Source organism: Pseudomonas sp. 313 (genome assembly GCF_000316965.1).
GTDB classification, from domain to species: Bacteria; Pseudomonadota; Gammaproteobacteria; order Pseudomonadales; family Pseudomonadaceae; genus Chryseomonas; species Chryseomonas benzopyrenica.
This window is the reverse complement of record NZ_ANBZ01000065.1, coordinates 1-15,732: the sequence shown is the minus strand read 5'-3', so window position 1 is coordinate 15,732 and position 15,732 is coordinate 1. Positions and strand designations below refer to the sequence as shown.

The following is a 15,732-nucleotide window of genomic DNA, read 5'->3' as shown; positions in this document are numbered from 1 at the left end:
CAGAAACCCACTCGGGCAGCCCCCTCTTCCCCTGGGAGAGGGTTGGGGTGAGGGCACAGCGCGGTACGTAGCTACTGTGGAAAAGGCTGCGCCGTTTTCCACGCTACGGTGCCAAACGAAGGTAGCCAAACGCCTGCCCGGGCAGCCCCCTCTCCCCCTGGGAGAGGGTTGGGGTGAGGGGCCGCAGCCGCAAGGTTACCCTTGAGTAATTCAGGGTTTAGACCGAGCCGCCTGCATAGCTGCAATCGCGGCCATGGGCCGCTCCTACCGGTCAACTTCGAGCAGTGATGGTGATGCCGCTGGGAAGCCAGCCTCCTCACGCCACCCGACTCTGCCCCAGCGCCTCGTTGACGCAATTGGCCATGTCGTCGATATGCCAGGGTTTGGGCATGAAGCGGGTGCGACCGGCGCCGCGGGGTACGGTCAGACGGTCGCCGGAGGTGAGGATCACCGGGATATGCGGCCAACGCTGGGAGACCAACTGGGCCAGGGCCTCGCCGTCCAGCCGTCCCGGCATGCGCACATCGGTAAAGAGGATATCGATGCGGGCACCGGTCTGTTCCAGATAGCTCAAGGCCGCATCGGCGGTCGATACGGCCACCACCTGCAGATCCACCAGGGACTCCAGCGCCTCGGTGGCCAACTCCCGCAGCAACGGCTCGTCCTCTACCAGCAACAGTAGTGGACGATAGGAGCCGAGTGGAGAAGATGCTTGAGTCATAACCTACAGACTTTGCCAAGGGGTCACGGTTCTGACCATTCGGCTTGGGCTCGACCAAAGTCGACCACCGGCATAAGCAAGGTTTCTAGACGGCAACTTTCAGCGCTTCGCTGACTCGAAGCGTTCACCTCAGGGGCCTCCTGTGGTATTCTTTTTTAATCGAACGATCAATAAAAAAAGAATTCTCTCCCTTTGGCAGTTCGCAAGGAGTCCCCATGAGTGCGACGCCCTCATCCGGCACCGTAAAGCTGAATCCCCCCGCCTTCTATTGCGCGGCTGCAGTGATCCTGCTGTTTTCCCTGGCCGTCATCGGTCGTCCCGAGCAGGCCGGTGCCTGGCTGCTGCAGGCCCAGACCTGGGCCGCCAACACAGTTGGCTGGTACTACCTGCTGGCCATGTCGCTTTATCTGGTGTTCGTGGTGGTCACCGCCCTGTCCGGCTACGGCAAGATCAAGCTCGGTGCCGACCACGACCAACCCGAGTTCAGCTACCTGTCCTGGGCCGGCATGCTGTTCGCCGCGGGCATCAGCATCACCCTGTTCTTCTTCTGCGTCTCCGAACCCCTGACCCACTTCGCCCAGCCCCCCGCCGGCGAAGGGGGTAATCCGGCGGCGGCGCGCCAGGCCATGCAGATCCTCTTCCTGCACTGGGGCCTGCACGGCTGGGGGGTCTTCGCCCTGGTAGCCATGGCGCTGGCCTACTTCGCCTATCGCCACAACCTGCCACTGGCCCTGCGTTCGGCGCTCTATCCGCTGATCGGCAAGCGCATCAACGGTCCCATCGGCCATGCCGTGGACGCCTTCGGCATCATCGCCACCATCTTCGGCCTCGGCGCCGACCTGGGTTTCGGCGTGCTGCACCTCAATGCCGGACTGGACTACCTGTTCGGCATCAGCCACAGCCACTGGGTGCAACTGATCCTCATCGTGCTGATGATGGGCGCGGCCATCGCCGTGGCCGTGTCCGGCGTCGACAAGGGCGTGCGCATCATGTCCGACATCAACATGGTGCTGGCCGTCGCCCTGTTGCTGTTCGTGCTGTTCGCCGGTCCGACCCAGCACCTGCTCAACACCCTGATCCAGAACATCGGTGACTACCTCTCGGCCTTGCCAGGCAAGAGCTTCGACCTCTACGCCTATGACGAGCCCTCCGACTGGCTCGGTGGCTGGACGGTGTTCTACTGGGCCTGGTGGATCGCCTGGGCGCCCTTCGTCGGGCTGTTCATCGCCCGTATCTCCCGCGGTCGCACCATTCGCGAATTCGTCTTTGGCGTCTTGTTCATCCCCCTGGGCTTCACCCTGGCCTGGCTGTCGATCTTCGGCAACAGCGCCCTGGAACTGGTGCTTGGCCAGGGCATGACCGGTCTGGCGCAGACCGCCCTCACCGATCCGGCCATGGCCTTCTACCAGGTGCTGGAAACCTATCCGGCCAGCCGCGCGGTGATCAGCGTCGCCGTGCTGGTGAGTTTCGTCTTCTTCGTCACCTCGGCCGACTCCGGCACCGTGGTGCTGTCCACCCTGTCGTCCAAGGGCGGTGAAGCCAACGAAGACGGTCCCAAGTGGTTGCGGGTGTTCTGGGGCGCGGCCGTGGCCCTGGTCACCGGCGGGCTGTTGTTCGCCGGCAGCATGGATGCGCTGAAATCGGCGGTGGTGCTGACCTCGCTGCCCTTCTCGGTGGTGGTGCTGCTGATGATGTGGGGCCTGCACAAGGCGCTGCACCTGGAATCCCAGCGCCAGCGCGCGCGGCTGCACTCCCTGGCGCCGGTGGCGACCAACGGCAAGGCACGGCACGGCGGCTGGCGCCAGCGGCTGTCCCAGGCGGTGTACTTCCCCTCGCGGGACGAGGTCTATCGCTTCATGGACAGCACCGTGCGTCCGGCCATGGAAGAGATGGTCGAGGTCTCGCGGGAGAAAGGTCTGGTGGTGGAGACCCAGTTCGACGCCACCAACGCCAACCTGCAACTCATCATCGGCCACGGCGAGGAGCATCCCTTCATCTACCAGGTGATCATGCAGGGCTATTTCACCCCCTCCTTCGCCCGCGCCGGCATCGGTGGCCTGCACCTGAAGAATCGTCGCTACTACCGCGCCGAGGTGCATCTCACCGAGGGCAGCCAGGACTACGACTTGGTGGGCTACAACCGCGAGCAGATCCTCAACGACATGCTCGACCAGTACGAACGCCACCTGCAGTTCCTGCACCTGGTCCGTTAACCAGTGGTTTTTTCAATGACTGAAAGGCCACTGAAAGCCATAAAGGTCGTATAATCGCCCCAGGGTCGGCCCCGTGCCGGCCCCGGGGTCGGTACGCCTCGCCGGTCCCCCGCCGTTCGGAGACCGCTTTGCCCACCCCACCTGCACCCTCGCCCTATCCTCCCCTGCTGCAATGGCTGGCCCTGATCCTCTGCTCCGCTCTGGTCGGGGGCGGACTAAGCTGGCTGCAGGTGCCCGCGGCCCTCTTTCTCGGCCCCATGCTGGTGGCCATCGCCTTCGGCGTCTGCGGCGCCACCATCCGTCTGCCCCGTCGGCTGTTCCAGACTGGCCAGGGCGTGGTGGGCTGCCTGATCGCCCACGCCATGACCGCCGCGGTCCTGCTCACCGTTGCCGAGCACTGGCCGGTGATGCTGCTGGCCACCGCCCTGACCGTGCTGCTCAGCCTGCTCACTGGCGCCCTGCTGGTGCGCTTCGGCGGCCTGCCTGGCAGCACCGCCGCCTGGGGCACCACGCCCGGCGCGGCCGCCGCCATGGTGGCCATGGCCGAGGAGTACGGCGCCGATCCACGGATCGTCGCCACCATGCAATACGTGCGGGTGGTCTGCGTGGTGCTGATCAGTGCCCTGGTCGGCCGGCTGCTGGGGGCCGAGGGCAGCGGCACCGGCCATCAGGCCGCGGTGGTCAGCCTGGACGGCCATTTCGCCTTCAATCTCATGCTGACCCTGGCAGTGGCCCTGGCCGGCAGCTGGCTGGGCGGCCGCCTGTTCCCCGCCGGCGCCCTGCTGCTGCCCATCGCCCTGGGTACGCTCCTGCAACTCAATGGCTGGCTGGACATCACCCTGCCCCATCTGCTGCTCGCGGTGGCCTATGGCGCCATGGGTTGCTATGTGGGACTGAGATTCGATCGGGCCACGGTCGCCTATGTCTGGCGCGCCCTGCCCAAGATGATCTTTGCCTCCCTGCTGCTGATCGCCCTCTGCGCCCTGTCGGCGCTGCTGATGGCGAAGCTGATGCACGTGGACTTTCTCACGGCCTACCTGGCGACCAGTCCGGGCGGACTGGATTCCATGGCCATCATCGCCGTGGATGCCCATGCCGATGTCGGCCTGGTACTGGCCATGCAGGCGTTGCGCCTGATCGGAGTGGTGCTGACCGGACCGCTACTGGCCCGGCAACTGGTCAAGCTGGCCCGCACCTGACGGAGGATGCGGGCGGCGCGCTCAGGCCGAGCGGCGGCGCTCGACCTGGGCGGTGATGTTGTAGCCCTCGGCGGCATGGCCGCGGACCACCACCCGTGCATCCGGATAGAAGCCCTTGAGGCGTTGTTCGAAGAGAAAGTAGATCTCCGCGCCAACCCGGATCTCCGCGGGATCGGTCAGGGTCAGGGAGAAATTGCGTACGGGATCGGCAGCATGCTGCGACTCGTTCTCCTCGATGCGCTGCATGGCGTCTTCGACGATCTGTTCGGCGATCTGCGACATCTGTGACCTCCTGGTCGGGCATTGACAGGGCGCCGTCCCAGCGACGGCCGTATCGCTAATGACCACGGGCCCGCCACGACGATTCGTTCTCTCTGCAAGATTCCGACGAAACTGTAGACTTGTCTGACTTTTATCCCCGTGTAGTGGCGTGAATCGGCCGGCTAGCGGTCTCCTGCACACCGAGGACGAGGAAGCAGCCCCGCCATGGTCGACGCTGACGATACCCCCCTCCCGCCACGCAATCCGGCCACCCAGCGCCGGGCGCTGTGGCTGCTCGTCTGCGCCGTGGCGGTGATCCTGGCGCTGGAATCCTGGCAGGTGTGGCGCAATTACCAGAACGCCTTCGCCAGTGCGCGCAGTGATGTCGGCAACATCGCCCTGGCGGCGGCCCAACATGCCGATGACGCCATCAAGGAAGCGGATTCGCTGCTGGTCAGTATCCGTGACCGGCTGGAAGATCAACCCCTCGACCAGCTGGACCGCCCTCGGGTGCATCGCCTGCTGGCGCGCCAGGCCGCCCTGTTGCCGCAACTGCACGGGCTGTTCATCTATGATCGCGACGGCGGCTGGCGGGTGACCGACAAGAGCAGTGACCCGCCCCGGGCCAGCAACGCCGATCGCGAGTACTTCCAGTTTCACCGCCAGCATGCCGCCGATGTGCTGCACGTCGGCACGGTGATCGAGAGTCGCAGCACCCAGGAGCTGATCATTCCGGTATCACGCCGCCTGGAGGACCGCGACGGTCGCTTTGCTGGCGTGCTGCTCGCCACCATCCGCCTGCAGTACTTCGTCGACTACTACGAGCGGTTCAAGCTGGATGCCCGGGGTGCCATCACCCTGGCGCAGGATGACGGTACCCTAATGGTCCGCCGTCCCTATGTACCCGCGCACGTCGGTACCCCGCTCGCCAGCAGCGAGCTGTTTCGCCAGTACGTGACCCAGGCGCCCAACGGTACCGCCCTGGTGCGGGCCATGATCGACGGCCGTGAACGCCTCTATGCCTTCCAGCATCTGGAAGGCTATCCCCTGGTGGCCCTGGCCGGTATCTCCAGGAGCGATATCCTCGCCAGCTGGCGCCAGGACATGCTGAGATCGGTGACGGTGGTCGGCCTCATCATCGTCGGCATGCTGATCTTCGGCTTCAGCCTGCTGCGCGAGATCCGCGCCGGCGAACGCAGCGCGGCGGCCCTGCGTCTGGCCCACGACGAGCTGCACCTGCTGACCCTCAAGGACAGCCTGACCGGGCTGGGCAATCGTCGCCAGTTCGACAACCTGCTGCCGGTGGAGCTGGCCCGGGCGCAGCGCAACGCTCAGTCGCTCAGCCTGCTGATGATCGACATCGATCACTTCAAGGCCTACAACGACCACTATGGCCATCCAGCGGGCGATCGCTGCCTGCAGGCCGTGGCCGGCGTGGTGGCCTCGGCGGCGCGACGCCCGGGCGATCTGGCGGCACGCTACGGCGGCGAGGAGATGGTCCTACTGCTGCCCAATTGCGACGAGATCGGCGCCCAGCGGGTAGCCGCCACGGTCCAGGAACGCCTGCAGGTGCTGGAGGTGGCCCATGCCACCAGTCCTTTCGGCCGCATCACCGTCAGCCTTGGCATCGCCGTCCAGCCGCCTGGTCAATCGCCACCGCCGCAGCCCGCCGACCTGCTGGCCAGCGCCGATGCCGCCCTCTATCGCGCCAAGCACCTGGGCCGCAATCGCACCCATCCACCGCCGGAGACGGACGCCGTCCAGGACCGGTCAGGCCTGCCTTAACCGCAGATCATGCCGCCGCGATAGTGCACCCGGTCCTTGCCCGCGCGCTTGGCCTGGTAGAGCTCGCTGTCGGCCTGCTTGAGCAGGTCCGAGGGCTGGTAACCCGGCGCGAAGCGCGCCACGCCCGCACTGAAGGAAAAGCAGGTGCCGGTGCGGGTGTTGCTGCGGATGTCGTCCAGCAGCGCCTGCAGCCGCTGCGCCAGGTGGCGCTCGTCGTCGGGCTTGAGCAGTACCCCGAATTCCTCGCCGCCCAGGCGTCCGAAATGGCCGTCGGGGAAATGCCGGCCAAGGATCAGCGCGGTTTCCTTGAGCACCTGGTCGCCCACGTCGTGGCCGAATCTGTCGTTGATCCGCTTGAAGTCATCGATGTCGAGCATGACGAAATACCAGGACGGGGAGCCCTCACGGCAGACCTGCTCCGCGTCCAGCATCAGCGCACGGCGGTTGCTGATCCCGGTGAGGGCATCGGTTTCCGCCTGCAGGCGATAGCGCTCCTTGAGCTCTAGGGTGGTGGCGACGATACGCACGAAGGTGGCGTTGAGCAGCAGCCCCAGCGCCAGGCTGGCGCCCAGCATCACCGCGAACAGCGGCAGGGCCGCCGCCGTGACGGTGTCCAGCTCGCCATAGAAGAGCAGCAGCCAGACCGCACCGGCGGCGATGCCGTAATCGAGCACATGGGAAAAGAGAATGGTCGAGCCGAGGATGATGACGATGGCCGTGGGGATCATCCAGGCATGGCCAGCCTCGCCCATGCCGAGGATCTGAAAGCGGAAGGCCAGGGCCTCGAACAGCACGAACACCAGGGCGAACAGGCGCCAGATGGCAAAGCGGCGCGCAGTGGTCATCGCCAGGCAAGAGCCGATCATGCCGGCAAAGGCCAGCCAGCCCCACACCGGCACCCCGGCGGTCAGAAAGGGGTTGATCAGCACGCTGATCAACCAGCCCAGGATGCCGGTGCTCTGCGCCAGCACATTGGGCAACTGCAGCATCTGGCGGATATGAGCCTGATAAGTCATTGCACAACTCGAACGCCAAATTTAGTGGCCAACCGATATCACCGGATGCTATCCCATTCGTGGCCCGTCGTCGGCGGGAAGCGGACTCAAGCAAGACAATAGACGTCTGAACAGCGCACTGCTGGTGACGAGACCGCATAGGACCACGCCTGCGAGCAGACTGACCAAACGGACGGCGGCGAAATGACGCCATCGGTCAGCTCACTCTGCGGACCGGCGCGCCCGTCCCGCTAAGCTCTTCGCTTCGGGAGTTTCGACTAGGCTTGGCAGTGCCCAGGCCGTCGTTCATGCTTCCAAGGCTTTATCAGCTTCCACTACCGGTATAGAACAAACCAGGCGCCATCATGGAAATCGATGCTCTGTTCGATCACCTGCATACCCTTCCCAGCATTCCCAAGGTGGCTCAGGAGCTGATCCAGCAATTCGACGATCCGGACAGCAGTATCGAAGACGTGGCCCGCAATCTGGCCCTGGATCCGGTGCTGTCGGCGAAGGTCCTGCGCCTGGCCAATTCGGTGCGCTTTCGTGGCGTCCGTCCCTCCACCAGCATCGAAGGGGCGGCCATCCGTCTGGGTTTCGACGCCCTGCGCACCCTGGTGCTGGCCTCGGCAGTGACCGCGGCCTTCCGCCACAATCCCAGCTTCGATCCGCGGGATTTCTGGCAGCACAGTTTCGATGTGGCCAGCATCTGCCGCGTTCTCGCCCGCCAGGCCGGCGCCGATCCCGAGACCGCCTTTACCTGCGGCATGCTGCACAGCATCGGCGAGTTGCTGATCAAGACGGCGGCGCCCGACATCGCCGCGCGCATCGACGCCGAGCAACGCGCGCCGGTGCCCGCCGACCAGGCCATCGGCTTCGGCTACCCCGAGGTGGGCGCGGAGCTGGCCCGCCGCTGGCAACTGCCGGTGGTGATCCAGCATGCCATCGCCTACCAGCTGCATCCCCAGGATGCACCCGAGGATTCCACCCAGGCGCAGATGGTCGCTCAGGCCCGGCTGGTGTCCTTTGTCCTGCGCCGCCACGGTGGCATCAATGACCAGGCCAAGGCCGCCCTGGCCAATCCACTGCTGGAAGGGGTGGATCTGGATCACCTGCTGGGCGAGTTGCCCGAAGTCATAGAGGCGGACAAGGCCTTTGGTACGCTGATCAACTGACCGGCTGTCCCGTGCTCAGGCAAGGCCATTGCCTGCATCACAAATCTGCCAGTCGGTCATGGCGAAAATCGAACGGGCACCGCAAGAATCGGTCGAAGCGTTATAGCTGACAGGAGTGATTGCGATGGCCGAGCCGCTGAAGTTCACGGATGCGAACACCATTATCAAGGGCGCTTTTCAACCGATGCTGTGCGCCATGACCGCCCAGGATCCTGCGACCTTCAACGTCGAGGTCTATGCACCCAATGGCACGGCCCTCTTGCAACGCCGCATCGCCCGGGTCGATCTGCTGGATAATTCGCTGCTGGAAGCCTTCATCTGCGACAGCCGCGCCCGTATCGAGCGGGCGACCCATGAGCGACTCGACTGGCAGGTGCGTTACACCCGTGCCTCCTGAGATCGCATCGAGCGGTCGAACAAAGGCGCCCCGCGAGGCGCCTTTCGTTTGTCCATCAATCGTTGAGCACACGCTTCTGCTGACTGCCCTGGGCCTTGGTGGCAGGCGTCTTGTCGGCCTTCTTCTGGGTGGACGGCTTGGCGCTGGACGTGTCGTCGGCGCTGTCTCTGTTGCTGGTGTTGGAGCTGCCTGGCGCGCCGATGCCGTTGCCGGTCACTCCGGCGTCGTTGCTGCTGGCGGCCAGACTGGGACCGGCCACCAGGGCCAGGGTAGCGCTCAGGGCGAGGATCAGCGGGGTCTTGCGCATCTTGGTGTCCTCCGGCCGCGAAAGGAAGGGTGTCGCGGGCTGCACCCTGCCTGATTAGGCCAAAGGCCGGGCCAAGCGTTCCCACCTTCCTATAGACTAACGGCCATCCCGCCGCCCCTCGAAAGGTCCGGCCGTCGTATTCAGGAGTTGCCGTGAAGCACCGTTACCTCATCGTCGATCGCACCGCGCTCGATAGCCCTGCGCTGTTCGACTATCTGGCCGAGGCGCCGCAGCACCGCGTCATCGTCTCCGGCGGCACGGCCGAGCAGCTGTTCGCGGCGGAGCTCTGGCCGCGCCTGCGCGAGCGCCTGGCGCCCCATGCCGAACGCTTCTTCTTCGCCGACTCCAGCGGCCCGCTGCTGCAGGCCGAACTGGAGGGCCGCAAACCCGGTCTGCTGGATCGCGAACTGACCCTGGCCTTCAAGCAGGCGGTGACCGCCGATGCCGAGGACGATCGCGTCCTGACCCGTATCCGCCGCGAACTGCTCGATACCGATGACGACTACCAGGCCAATCGCCGCATCTTCCTCAACAGCCTGCTGGGCCAGATGCGCCGCGCCCTGCCGGCAGGGGCGGTGACCGCCGGCAACTGGCAGGACGCCGTCCGCCAGGCCATCGCCGCGGCCCAGCAGGGGCTGGCCAAGGGCTTCGCGCCGGGTCTGGCCGATGCGCCCTTCAAGGTCTTCCTCAAGGCCTATCCGCTGGCCGCACGCTATGTCGCCCAGCTCGCCGTGCTGCTGATCACCGCCGGGCGCCAGGACAACGACGTCCTCATCGATCGCTTCGTCGCCCAGGATCCGGCCCTGGTCGCCACCCTGTTCGATGGCCTGCTCACCGAAGACGACGACCAGCGCCAGGCCTACACCGCGCTCAAACGCACCCTGGATGCCCTGGGGACCGGCGGTCAGGCGTTGCACTAGGTCTCTAGAGACGCTCCAACAGCGCCGGCAGGATTACCCCGGCGGCGCCCAGCAGTTGCCAGTCGCCACTGAAATCCACTGCCGGTTGCGGATCGATGCGCACCACCGTGGCGCCCTGCTGGCGCGCCACTTCCGGCAGACTGGCCGCCGGCTGCACCAGTCCCGACGTGCCGACCACCAGGCAGAGGTCGCAACGCTCGGCCAGCGCCCAGGCGTTGGCCAGGGCCGCCTCGGGCAGGGACTCGCCAAACCAGACCACCCCAGGCCGGGCCAGACCGCCACAGTAGGCACAACGTGGTGGCGCCACGAGCTGATCCTCGGCTTCCGGTAACGCCGGCGCTGCCAAGGGCCGCGCGCATTCGAAGCAGCGCGGCGCATGCAGGCTGCCGTGCAGATGAATCACGTCGCCACTGCCCGCGCGCTCGTGCAAGTCGTCGACATTCTGGGTGACCAGGCGCAGCCGCCCGTGCCGGCTACCCTAGTCCGCCAGGGCGCGATGCGCGGGATTGGGCTGGGCCGCCAGCACCTGGGCACGGCGCCACTCGTACCAGCTCCAAACCCGGACCGGGTCCTCGACGAAGGCTGCGGCCGTCGCCAGTTGCGCCGGATCGAAGCGCGCCCACAAGCCGGTCAGGGCTTCGCGAAAGGTGGCGATACCGCTTTCCGCCGACACGCCGGCACCGGTCAGCACCAGCACCTCGTCGGCCTGGCGCAGGCGGTCGAGCAGCACCGGCGGTAAGGCGGCGAGGCCGTCTCGGCAATCGATGGGATCGGGCATGAAGGCGTTGGCTCCTGACATCTGCGGCAAAACAACAGGGTCTTGCGGACCGCGGAAAAGGGCGAAAGTGTGACGCTACTCGACGGATGGTGAGTCCACTCATCGTTTTCCGGGGAACTGAGGTTCACCCTTTTCGCCACAGGCCGATAATCCGGGAGTCCGCGTCCGATGTCGCTCCTACCCTAACGGTATGTGAATGAAGAAGTCCGTCGTTTCCAAGTATCCGCGCCTGCTGATCGCCGGCGTTCTCGCCCTCGTCACCCTGGTCAGCCTGGCCTGCTGGTGGTGGCTCAAGCCTTCCACTCCGGCTCCGACCGCCACGGCCATGCTCGCCAGTGTGCAGCAGGCCCCCGAACACTGGACCCAGGAGCCCCGCGATTTCTCCGTGCTGCTGGCCGATCTGCGCGCCGGCGTCATCAGTGGCGCCGTGATCGGTGACCGTACCCTCTACGTCGACACCACCCGCGGCGAGCACTACGCGGTGACCGATAATGGCGGTCGCCTGACCGACCGGTTGCTGGCCGATTACGCCACCCAGGCCGAGCCGCTGTTTCCGATCGCCACCTGGAGCGAGTCCGGCCAGCGCCACCCCTGGCTGGATGCCCTGCTGTTCAACCTGCCGGGCTATCTGCTCCTGCTGTTGCTGGCCGTGCCCCTGGCGCTGCGCTTCGCCAGCCCCTTCAAGCTGCACCGCAAGGGCACCGGCATCTCCTTCAAGGACGTGGTCGGCGCCGCCGAAGCCAAGCGCGCCCTGGAAGACGTCACCACCTGTCTGCGCAATCCCAAGGCCTTCGCCGCCCTGGGTGCCCGTCCGCCCAAGGGCGTGCTGCTGACCGGCGAACCCGGCACCGGCAAGACCCAGCTGGCCAAGGCCCTGGCGACCGAGTGCAACGCCCACTTCATCCAGGTGACCGGCAGCGACTTCTCCTCGATGTTCTTCGGCGTAGGCATCCAGAAGGTCAAGTCGCTGTTCCGCACGGCGCGCAAGAAGGCGCCCTGCATCATCTTCATCGACGAGATCGACGGCATCGGTCGTCGCGCCGAGCAGTCGCGCTCCAGCGATGCCGAAGCCAACCGCATCATCAACCAGTTCCTCACCGAGCTGGACGGCTTCGATGGCACCAGCGGCGTACTCGTCCTGGGCGCCACCAACTTCGCCGACTCCCTGGATCCGGCGCTGCGCCGCGAAGGCCGCTTCGACCGCACCATCGCCGTGCCGCTGCCGAGTCTGGAAGACCGTCGCGCACTGTTCGAACTCTATGCCGGCAAGCTGCCCTGCCAGGGCGAGCTGGATCTGGCCGCCCTCTCCCGCGGCACCGTGGGCCTGACCCCGGCGGCCATCGCCTACATCAGCAACCACGCCGCCCTGCTGGCCGCCCGCGAGAACGCCAGCGCCGTGACCATGGCCCACTTCGTCGAGGCCATCGAGACCTGCCGCATCGGCGAGCAACCGGTCGGTGTCACCCCGCTGGGTTCGGCCGAGCGTACCCGCATCGCCGTGCACGAAGCCGGTCATGCCCTGGTCGCCGCCGTGCTCAATGTCGGTCGGGTGGAAAAGGTCACCCTGCTGCCCCGTGGCCAGGCCCTGGGCGTGACCCTGATCACCCCCACCGAAGACAAGCGCCTGCACCTGAAGTCGGAACTCGAAGGTCGCATCCAGATGCTGCTGGCCGGTCGCTGCGCCGAGCAGCTGTACTTCAACGAGGTCTCCTCGGGTGCCGCCCAGGATCTGCAGGAAGCCTCCAAGCTGGCGCTGTCCATGGTCGCCTCCCTGGGCATGGGCCCGAGCGGCTCGCTGCTCAGCCTGCAGGCCCTGCGCGACGCCGGCATCGACTTCGACGCCGCGCCCAGCATCGCCGCTGCCGACCAGTTGCTGCACAGCCTGGATCATCGCTGCCTGGCGCTGATCACCGAACTCAAGCCGGCGCTGGACGACATCACCGACCAGTTGCTGCGCGACGAGACCATTCCCGGCAGTGCCGTGGCCGAAGCCATCGCCCGCGCCAGCGGCCTGGAAGCCTGCGGCGCCCTCAACCGTGCCCTGGCCTTCGTGCCGGAACGTTCGACTGACCCGCGCGCGGGTGACGGCGAACGCAGCATCGCGGCGGCCTTCAAGGGCGAGTGATACCCGCGACGCCCTGAAACGCAAAAGCCCCGGTCCGCCGGGCTTTTTCATGTCAGCGCCTGAACAGGCTCCTAGAGGATATTGGCGTAATCCGCCTCTATCCGATCCAGGCTCAGGTGGTTGAGGAAGTTGGAGAAACACATCCAGGCCGCCAGGGCGTTGAGGTCCTGAAATTGCGCCGGCAGGTACTTGGGTGGTACCACCACGCCCTCGTCCACCAGCTGGCGCAGGATGCGCATGTCCTCCAGGGTGGTCTTGCCGCAGAACAGCAGCGGGATCTGCTCCAGCTTGCCCTTGCGCACCGCCAGCTGGATGTAGTTGTAGATCAGGATGAAGCCCTTGAGATAGGACAGGTCCTTGGTGAAGGGCAGCCCGGTCGGCGTCGAGCCGCGAAACACCCGGCTGGCGTTCTGGTAGCCCGACTCCAGGTCGTAGCCCTGCTCCTGGAAGAAGCGGAAGACCTCGAGGAAATCGGCGCCGTCCTCGGCCAGGTGGATGGCGCGGGTGCGATTGGTCAGCTTGCGCAGGCGGGTCGGATAGGAGGCGAAGGCGATCACCTCCATGAGGATCGCCAGGCCTTCCTGGGTCACGGTGGACGACGGCGGGCCCTTGGCCAGGAAGGTGCAGATCGGCTGGTTCTGGCCATTGAGGGTGGTGCCGACGTGCACCAGGCCCTCGTGGACCTCCAGGGCGCGCACGTCACGCTCGTTGAACAGGGCGTCGGCGCGCACCTTGATGTAGTCGGCGCCGGCCGCGGCGTCGGCGACGATACCGTCGGACTCGAACACCCGGATGGTGCCTTCCGTCTCGCCAAAGACCCGATTCAGCCGTTCCTGCAGGATGGGCACGGCGTCCTTGGCGGTCAGGGTCTTGGGCTCGTCTTCCAGGGCGCCGCGATGGGCGATGTTGTCCAGGTAGCTGGACAACATCATGCCCAGGTCGGCCAGGGTCGGATCGCCGGCATGGAAGGCATCCGAGGCGGCGCCATAGAGCTCCTGGGAAATCAGGCCGAAGTCCGGGGTGCCGCGCGCCTGCAGCATGCGGATCACCATGCGGTACTCGCGGCACATGCGCCTCATGATCTGGCCGACCGGATTGAACTGGCCGAGCTGGCGGGTGACCTCCCGCTCGATGCTCTGGAATTCGCCCTTGAGCGCATCGCCGTCGAAGCCCAACGGGCGCCCTTCGTAGAAGGCGCGATCCACCGCCGGCAGGCGCTTGCCCTTGCCGTCCAGGAAGCCCTGGCGCACCCCGTCGTCCCACTTCACCGCATCGAGGATGCGGATCGGCGCCTGGGCCGCGACGATGCGATCGGACAGCTGGCGGATGGTCTGGTGATAGGGATCGAGAAAGGGCTGGCGGGCATTCATGACGGCGACCGGGCGACGGGCAAGACCTCAAGGATGGCCGTTGCCGCGTCTTTTGCCTAGGTTTCGTGACGGCAGACCGGCCGAGCCGCGCTATTTGGCGAACAGCTGGCTCATGTCCTTGAAGGCCTTGAACTCCAGGGCGTTGCCGCAGGGGTCGAAGAGAAACATGGTGGCCTGCTCGCCGACCTGGCCCTGGAAGCGGATATAGGGCTCGATGACGAATTGGGTCTCGCGGGCGCGCAGACGGTCGGCCAGGGCTTCCCACTCGTCCCAGCCGAGCACGATACCGAAGTGCGGCACCGGCACGTTGTGGCCGTCCACGGCGTTGGTGTGAGCCTCGTCCTGGGACGCGGTCTTGGGGTGCTCGTGGATCACCAGCTGGTGGCCATAGAAGTCGAAGTCGACCCAGTGGTCGCTGGAGCGGCCTTCGGCGAGGCCGAAGACATCCCCGTAGAAGTGCCGGGCGGCGGCCAGGTCGTAGACGGGGATGGCGAGATGGAAGGGCGACAAGGCCATGCTGGGAAATCCTGCTGAGGGGGAATGCAGCCATTCTCACCCCAGGTTTTCCTGTGCATAAAGCGTATTTTACTGCCCCCGAGCGACAAAAATTTTGTGGCTCGCTACAGTGGCCTCTCCTGACTTCAGGCAACCGCCATGCTTCGCGAACTCAAGACCCTGCTCGCCGTCGCGCGCCACGGCAGTTTCGCCGCGGCCGGTCTGCACGTGGGCCTCACGCCCTCGGCGGTGAGCGCCCAGATCCGCACCCTGGAACAGAATCTGGGCGTGAGCCTGTTCGACCGCAATGGTCGCAGCGCCCTGCTCAATGCCGCCGGTCGCCGGGCCCTGCCGCTGGCCGAAGAGATCCTCGCCACCTATGCGCGCATGGCCGGCGCCGGTGACGAGATCCAGGGCGAATTGCGCATCGGCGCCATCGCCAGCGTCCAGACTGGCCTGCTGCCCGGCACCCTGGTACGGCTGCGCCAGCAGGCGCCACGTCTGGAACCGCGGCTGGTGCCGGGCGTATCCCTGGCGCTGCTCAGCCAGGTGGACGCCGGCGAGCTGGACCTGGCCATCCTCATCCGCCCGCCCTTCGAGCTGCCCAAGGAGTTGCACGCCACCACCTTGTTGCAGGAACCCTTCGTGCTGATCGTCCCGCCAGGGCTGACAGGTGACGATCCCCGGCTGTTGCTGGAGACCCAGCCCTTCATCCGCTACGACCGCCACTCCTTCGGCGGACGCCGAGTCAGTGCCTTTCTCCGTGAGCAGCGCCTGGCGGTACGCCAGGTGCTCGAACTCGACGAACTCGACGCCATCGTCAAGATGGTGGAGCACGGCCTGGGGGTGGCCCTGGTGCCCTGCGCCGGCCTCTGGCTGGAGCATGCGCGGGTGCGCCGGCTATCGCTCGGCGCCCTCACCTTCCATCGCGAACTGCAGGTCATCGCCCGCCACGCCGGGCGCGACCTGCCGGCCGTGGCGCTATTCCGCC

Annotated in this window: 14 protein-coding genes and 1 pseudogene; 8 read left to right on the top strand and 7 right to left on the bottom strand. The window is 66.2% G+C overall.

Annotation, left to right across the window (positions count from 1 at the left end):
• Positions 1 to 316 precede the first annotated feature (316 nt).
• Complete coding sequence (locus tag C722_RS0113100; RefSeq protein WP_231893081.1) at positions 317 to 721, bottom strand: response regulator; 405 nt, start codon at positions 719 to 721, stop codon at positions 317 to 319.
• A gap of 248 nt (positions 722 to 969) precedes the next feature.
• Here C722_RS0113100 and betT point away from each other — a divergent pair, with 248 nt between their 5' ends.
• A complete protein-coding gene (betT, locus tag C722_RS0113095; RefSeq protein ID WP_085984311.1) occupies positions 970 to 2,934 on the top strand; it encodes a choline BCCT transporter BetT in 1,965 nt (654 codons plus the stop codon).
• A gap of 128 nt (positions 2,935 to 3,062) precedes the next feature.
• On the top strand, positions 3,063 to 4,133 hold the full coding sequence (locus C722_RS0113090; RefSeq protein WP_017640927.1) for an AbrB family transcriptional regulator: 1,071 nt from the start codon (positions 3,063 to 3,065) through the stop codon (positions 4,131 to 4,133).
• Positions 4,134 to 4,154: 21 nt separating this feature from the next.
• Here C722_RS0113090 and C722_RS0113085 read toward each other — a convergent pair whose 3' ends face one another.
• Positions 4,155 to 4,415: a hypothetical protein gene (locus C722_RS0113085; protein WP_007162574.1), complete on the bottom strand. Its 261-nt coding sequence runs from the start codon at positions 4,413 to 4,415 to the stop codon at positions 4,155 to 4,157.
• Between the two features lie 204 nt (positions 4,416 to 4,619).
• Here C722_RS0113085 and C722_RS0113080 point away from each other — a divergent pair, with 204 nt between their 5' ends.
• Positions 4,620 to 6,179 (top strand): sensor domain-containing diguanylate cyclase, encoded by a 1,560-nt coding sequence (locus C722_RS0113080; RefSeq protein ID WP_017640926.1) that lies wholly within the window; start codon positions 4,620 to 4,622, stop codon positions 6,177 to 6,179.
• On the opposite strand, the gene C722_RS0113075 is transcribed toward C722_RS0113080, so the two are convergent.
• Positions 6,176 to 7,195: a GGDEF domain-containing protein gene (locus C722_RS0113075; protein WP_017640925.1), complete on the bottom strand. Its 1,020-nt coding sequence runs from the start codon at positions 7,193 to 7,195 to the stop codon at positions 6,176 to 6,178. The two genes, C722_RS0113080 and C722_RS0113075, sit on opposite strands and share 4 nt — an antisense overlap.
• A 341-nt stretch (positions 7,196 to 7,536) precedes the next feature.
• On the opposite strand from C722_RS0113075, the gene C722_RS0113070 reads away from it, so the two are divergent.
• Positions 7,537 to 8,349 (top strand): HDOD domain-containing protein, encoded by an 813-nt coding sequence (locus C722_RS0113070; protein WP_218186737.1) that lies wholly within the window; start codon positions 7,537 to 7,539, stop codon positions 8,347 to 8,349.
• 124 nt (positions 8,350 to 8,473) lie between these two features.
• Entirely contained in the window at positions 8,474 to 8,746 is a 273-nt protein-coding gene (locus C722_RS0113065) for a hypothetical protein (protein WP_007162578.1), read from the top strand.
• Positions 8,747 to 8,801: 55 nt separating this feature from the next.
• Here C722_RS0113065 and C722_RS0113060 read toward each other — a convergent pair whose 3' ends face one another.
• Entirely contained in the window at positions 8,802 to 9,053 is a 252-nt protein-coding gene (locus C722_RS0113060) for a hypothetical protein (RefSeq protein ID WP_017640923.1), read from the bottom strand.
• A gap of 152 nt (positions 9,054 to 9,205) precedes the next feature.
• Between C722_RS0113060 and C722_RS0113055 the strand changes: the two genes are divergently transcribed.
• Positions 9,206 to 9,973: a hypothetical protein gene (locus C722_RS0113055; protein WP_017640922.1), complete on the top strand. Its 768-nt coding sequence runs from the start codon at positions 9,206 to 9,208 to the stop codon at positions 9,971 to 9,973.
• Positions 9,974 to 9,977: 4 nt separating this feature from the next.
• On the opposite strand, the pseudogene C722_RS24915 reads toward C722_RS0113055, so the two are convergent.
• Positions 9,978 to 10,751, bottom strand: a pseudogene (locus tag C722_RS24915) (NAD-dependent deacetylase).
• Between the two features lie 196 nt (positions 10,752 to 10,947).
• Here C722_RS24915 and C722_RS0113045 point away from each other — a divergent pair.
• On the top strand, positions 10,948 to 12,876 hold the full coding sequence (locus tag C722_RS0113045; protein WP_017640919.1) for an AAA family ATPase: 1,929 nt from the start codon (positions 10,948 to 10,950) through the stop codon (positions 12,874 to 12,876).
• Positions 12,877 to 12,947: 71 nt separating this feature from the next.
• Here the strand turns inward: C722_RS0113045 and C722_RS0113040 are convergent, their stop codons facing one another.
• Positions 12,948 to 14,246, bottom strand: coding sequence for a flavohemoglobin expression-modulating QEGLA motif protein (locus C722_RS0113040; protein ID WP_017640918.1), 1,299 nt, complete (start codon positions 14,244 to 14,246; stop codon positions 12,948 to 12,950).
• Between the two features lie 90 nt (positions 14,247 to 14,336).
• Positions 14,337 to 14,762 carry a VOC family protein gene (locus C722_RS0113035; protein WP_017640917.1) on the bottom strand — a complete coding sequence of 142 codons (426 nt, stop codon included), beginning with the start codon at positions 14,760 to 14,762 and terminating at the stop codon, positions 14,337 to 14,339.
• A 138-nt stretch (positions 14,763 to 14,900) separates the two neighbouring features.
• Between C722_RS0113035 and C722_RS0113030 the strand changes: the two genes are divergently transcribed.
• Positions 14,901 to 15,732: LysR family transcriptional regulator (locus C722_RS0113030; RefSeq protein ID WP_017640916.1), on the top strand; the 832-nt coding region annotated here is incomplete at its 3' end.

Excerpts from the sequence above, each read along its gene's own strand:
- C722_RS0113100 (WP_231893081.1), bottom strand. The coding sequence starts at position 721 with ATGACTCAAGCATCTTCTCCACTCGGCTCCTATCGTCCACTACTGTTG.
- C722_RS0113085 (WP_007162574.1), bottom strand. The coding sequence starts at position 4,415 with ATGTCGCAGATCGCCGAACAGATCGTCGAAGACGCCATGCAGCGCATC.
- C722_RS0113080 (WP_017640926.1), top strand. The coding sequence starts at position 4,620 with ATGGTCGACGCTGACGATACCCCCCTCCCGCCACGCAATCCGGCCACC.
- C722_RS0113075 (WP_017640925.1), bottom strand. The coding sequence starts at position 7,195 with ATGACTTATCAGGCTCATATCCGCCAGATGCTGCAGTTGCCCAATGTG.
- C722_RS0113065 (WP_007162578.1), top strand. The coding sequence starts at position 8,474 with ATGGCCGAGCCGCTGAAGTTCACGGATGCGAACACCATTATCAAGGGC.
- C722_RS0113060 (WP_017640923.1), bottom strand. The coding sequence starts at position 9,053 with ATGCGCAAGACCCCGCTGATCCTCGCCCTGAGCGCTACCCTGGCCCTG.
- C722_RS0113045 (WP_017640919.1), top strand. The coding sequence starts at position 10,948 with ATGAAGAAGTCCGTCGTTTCCAAGTATCCGCGCCTGCTGATCGCCGGC.
- C722_RS0113040 (WP_017640918.1), bottom strand. The coding sequence starts at position 14,246 with ATGAATGCCCGCCAGCCCTTTCTCGATCCCTATCACCAGACCATCCGC.
- C722_RS0113035 (WP_017640917.1), bottom strand. The coding sequence starts at position 14,762 with ATGGCCTTGTCGCCCTTCCATCTCGCCATCCCCGTCTACGACCTGGCC.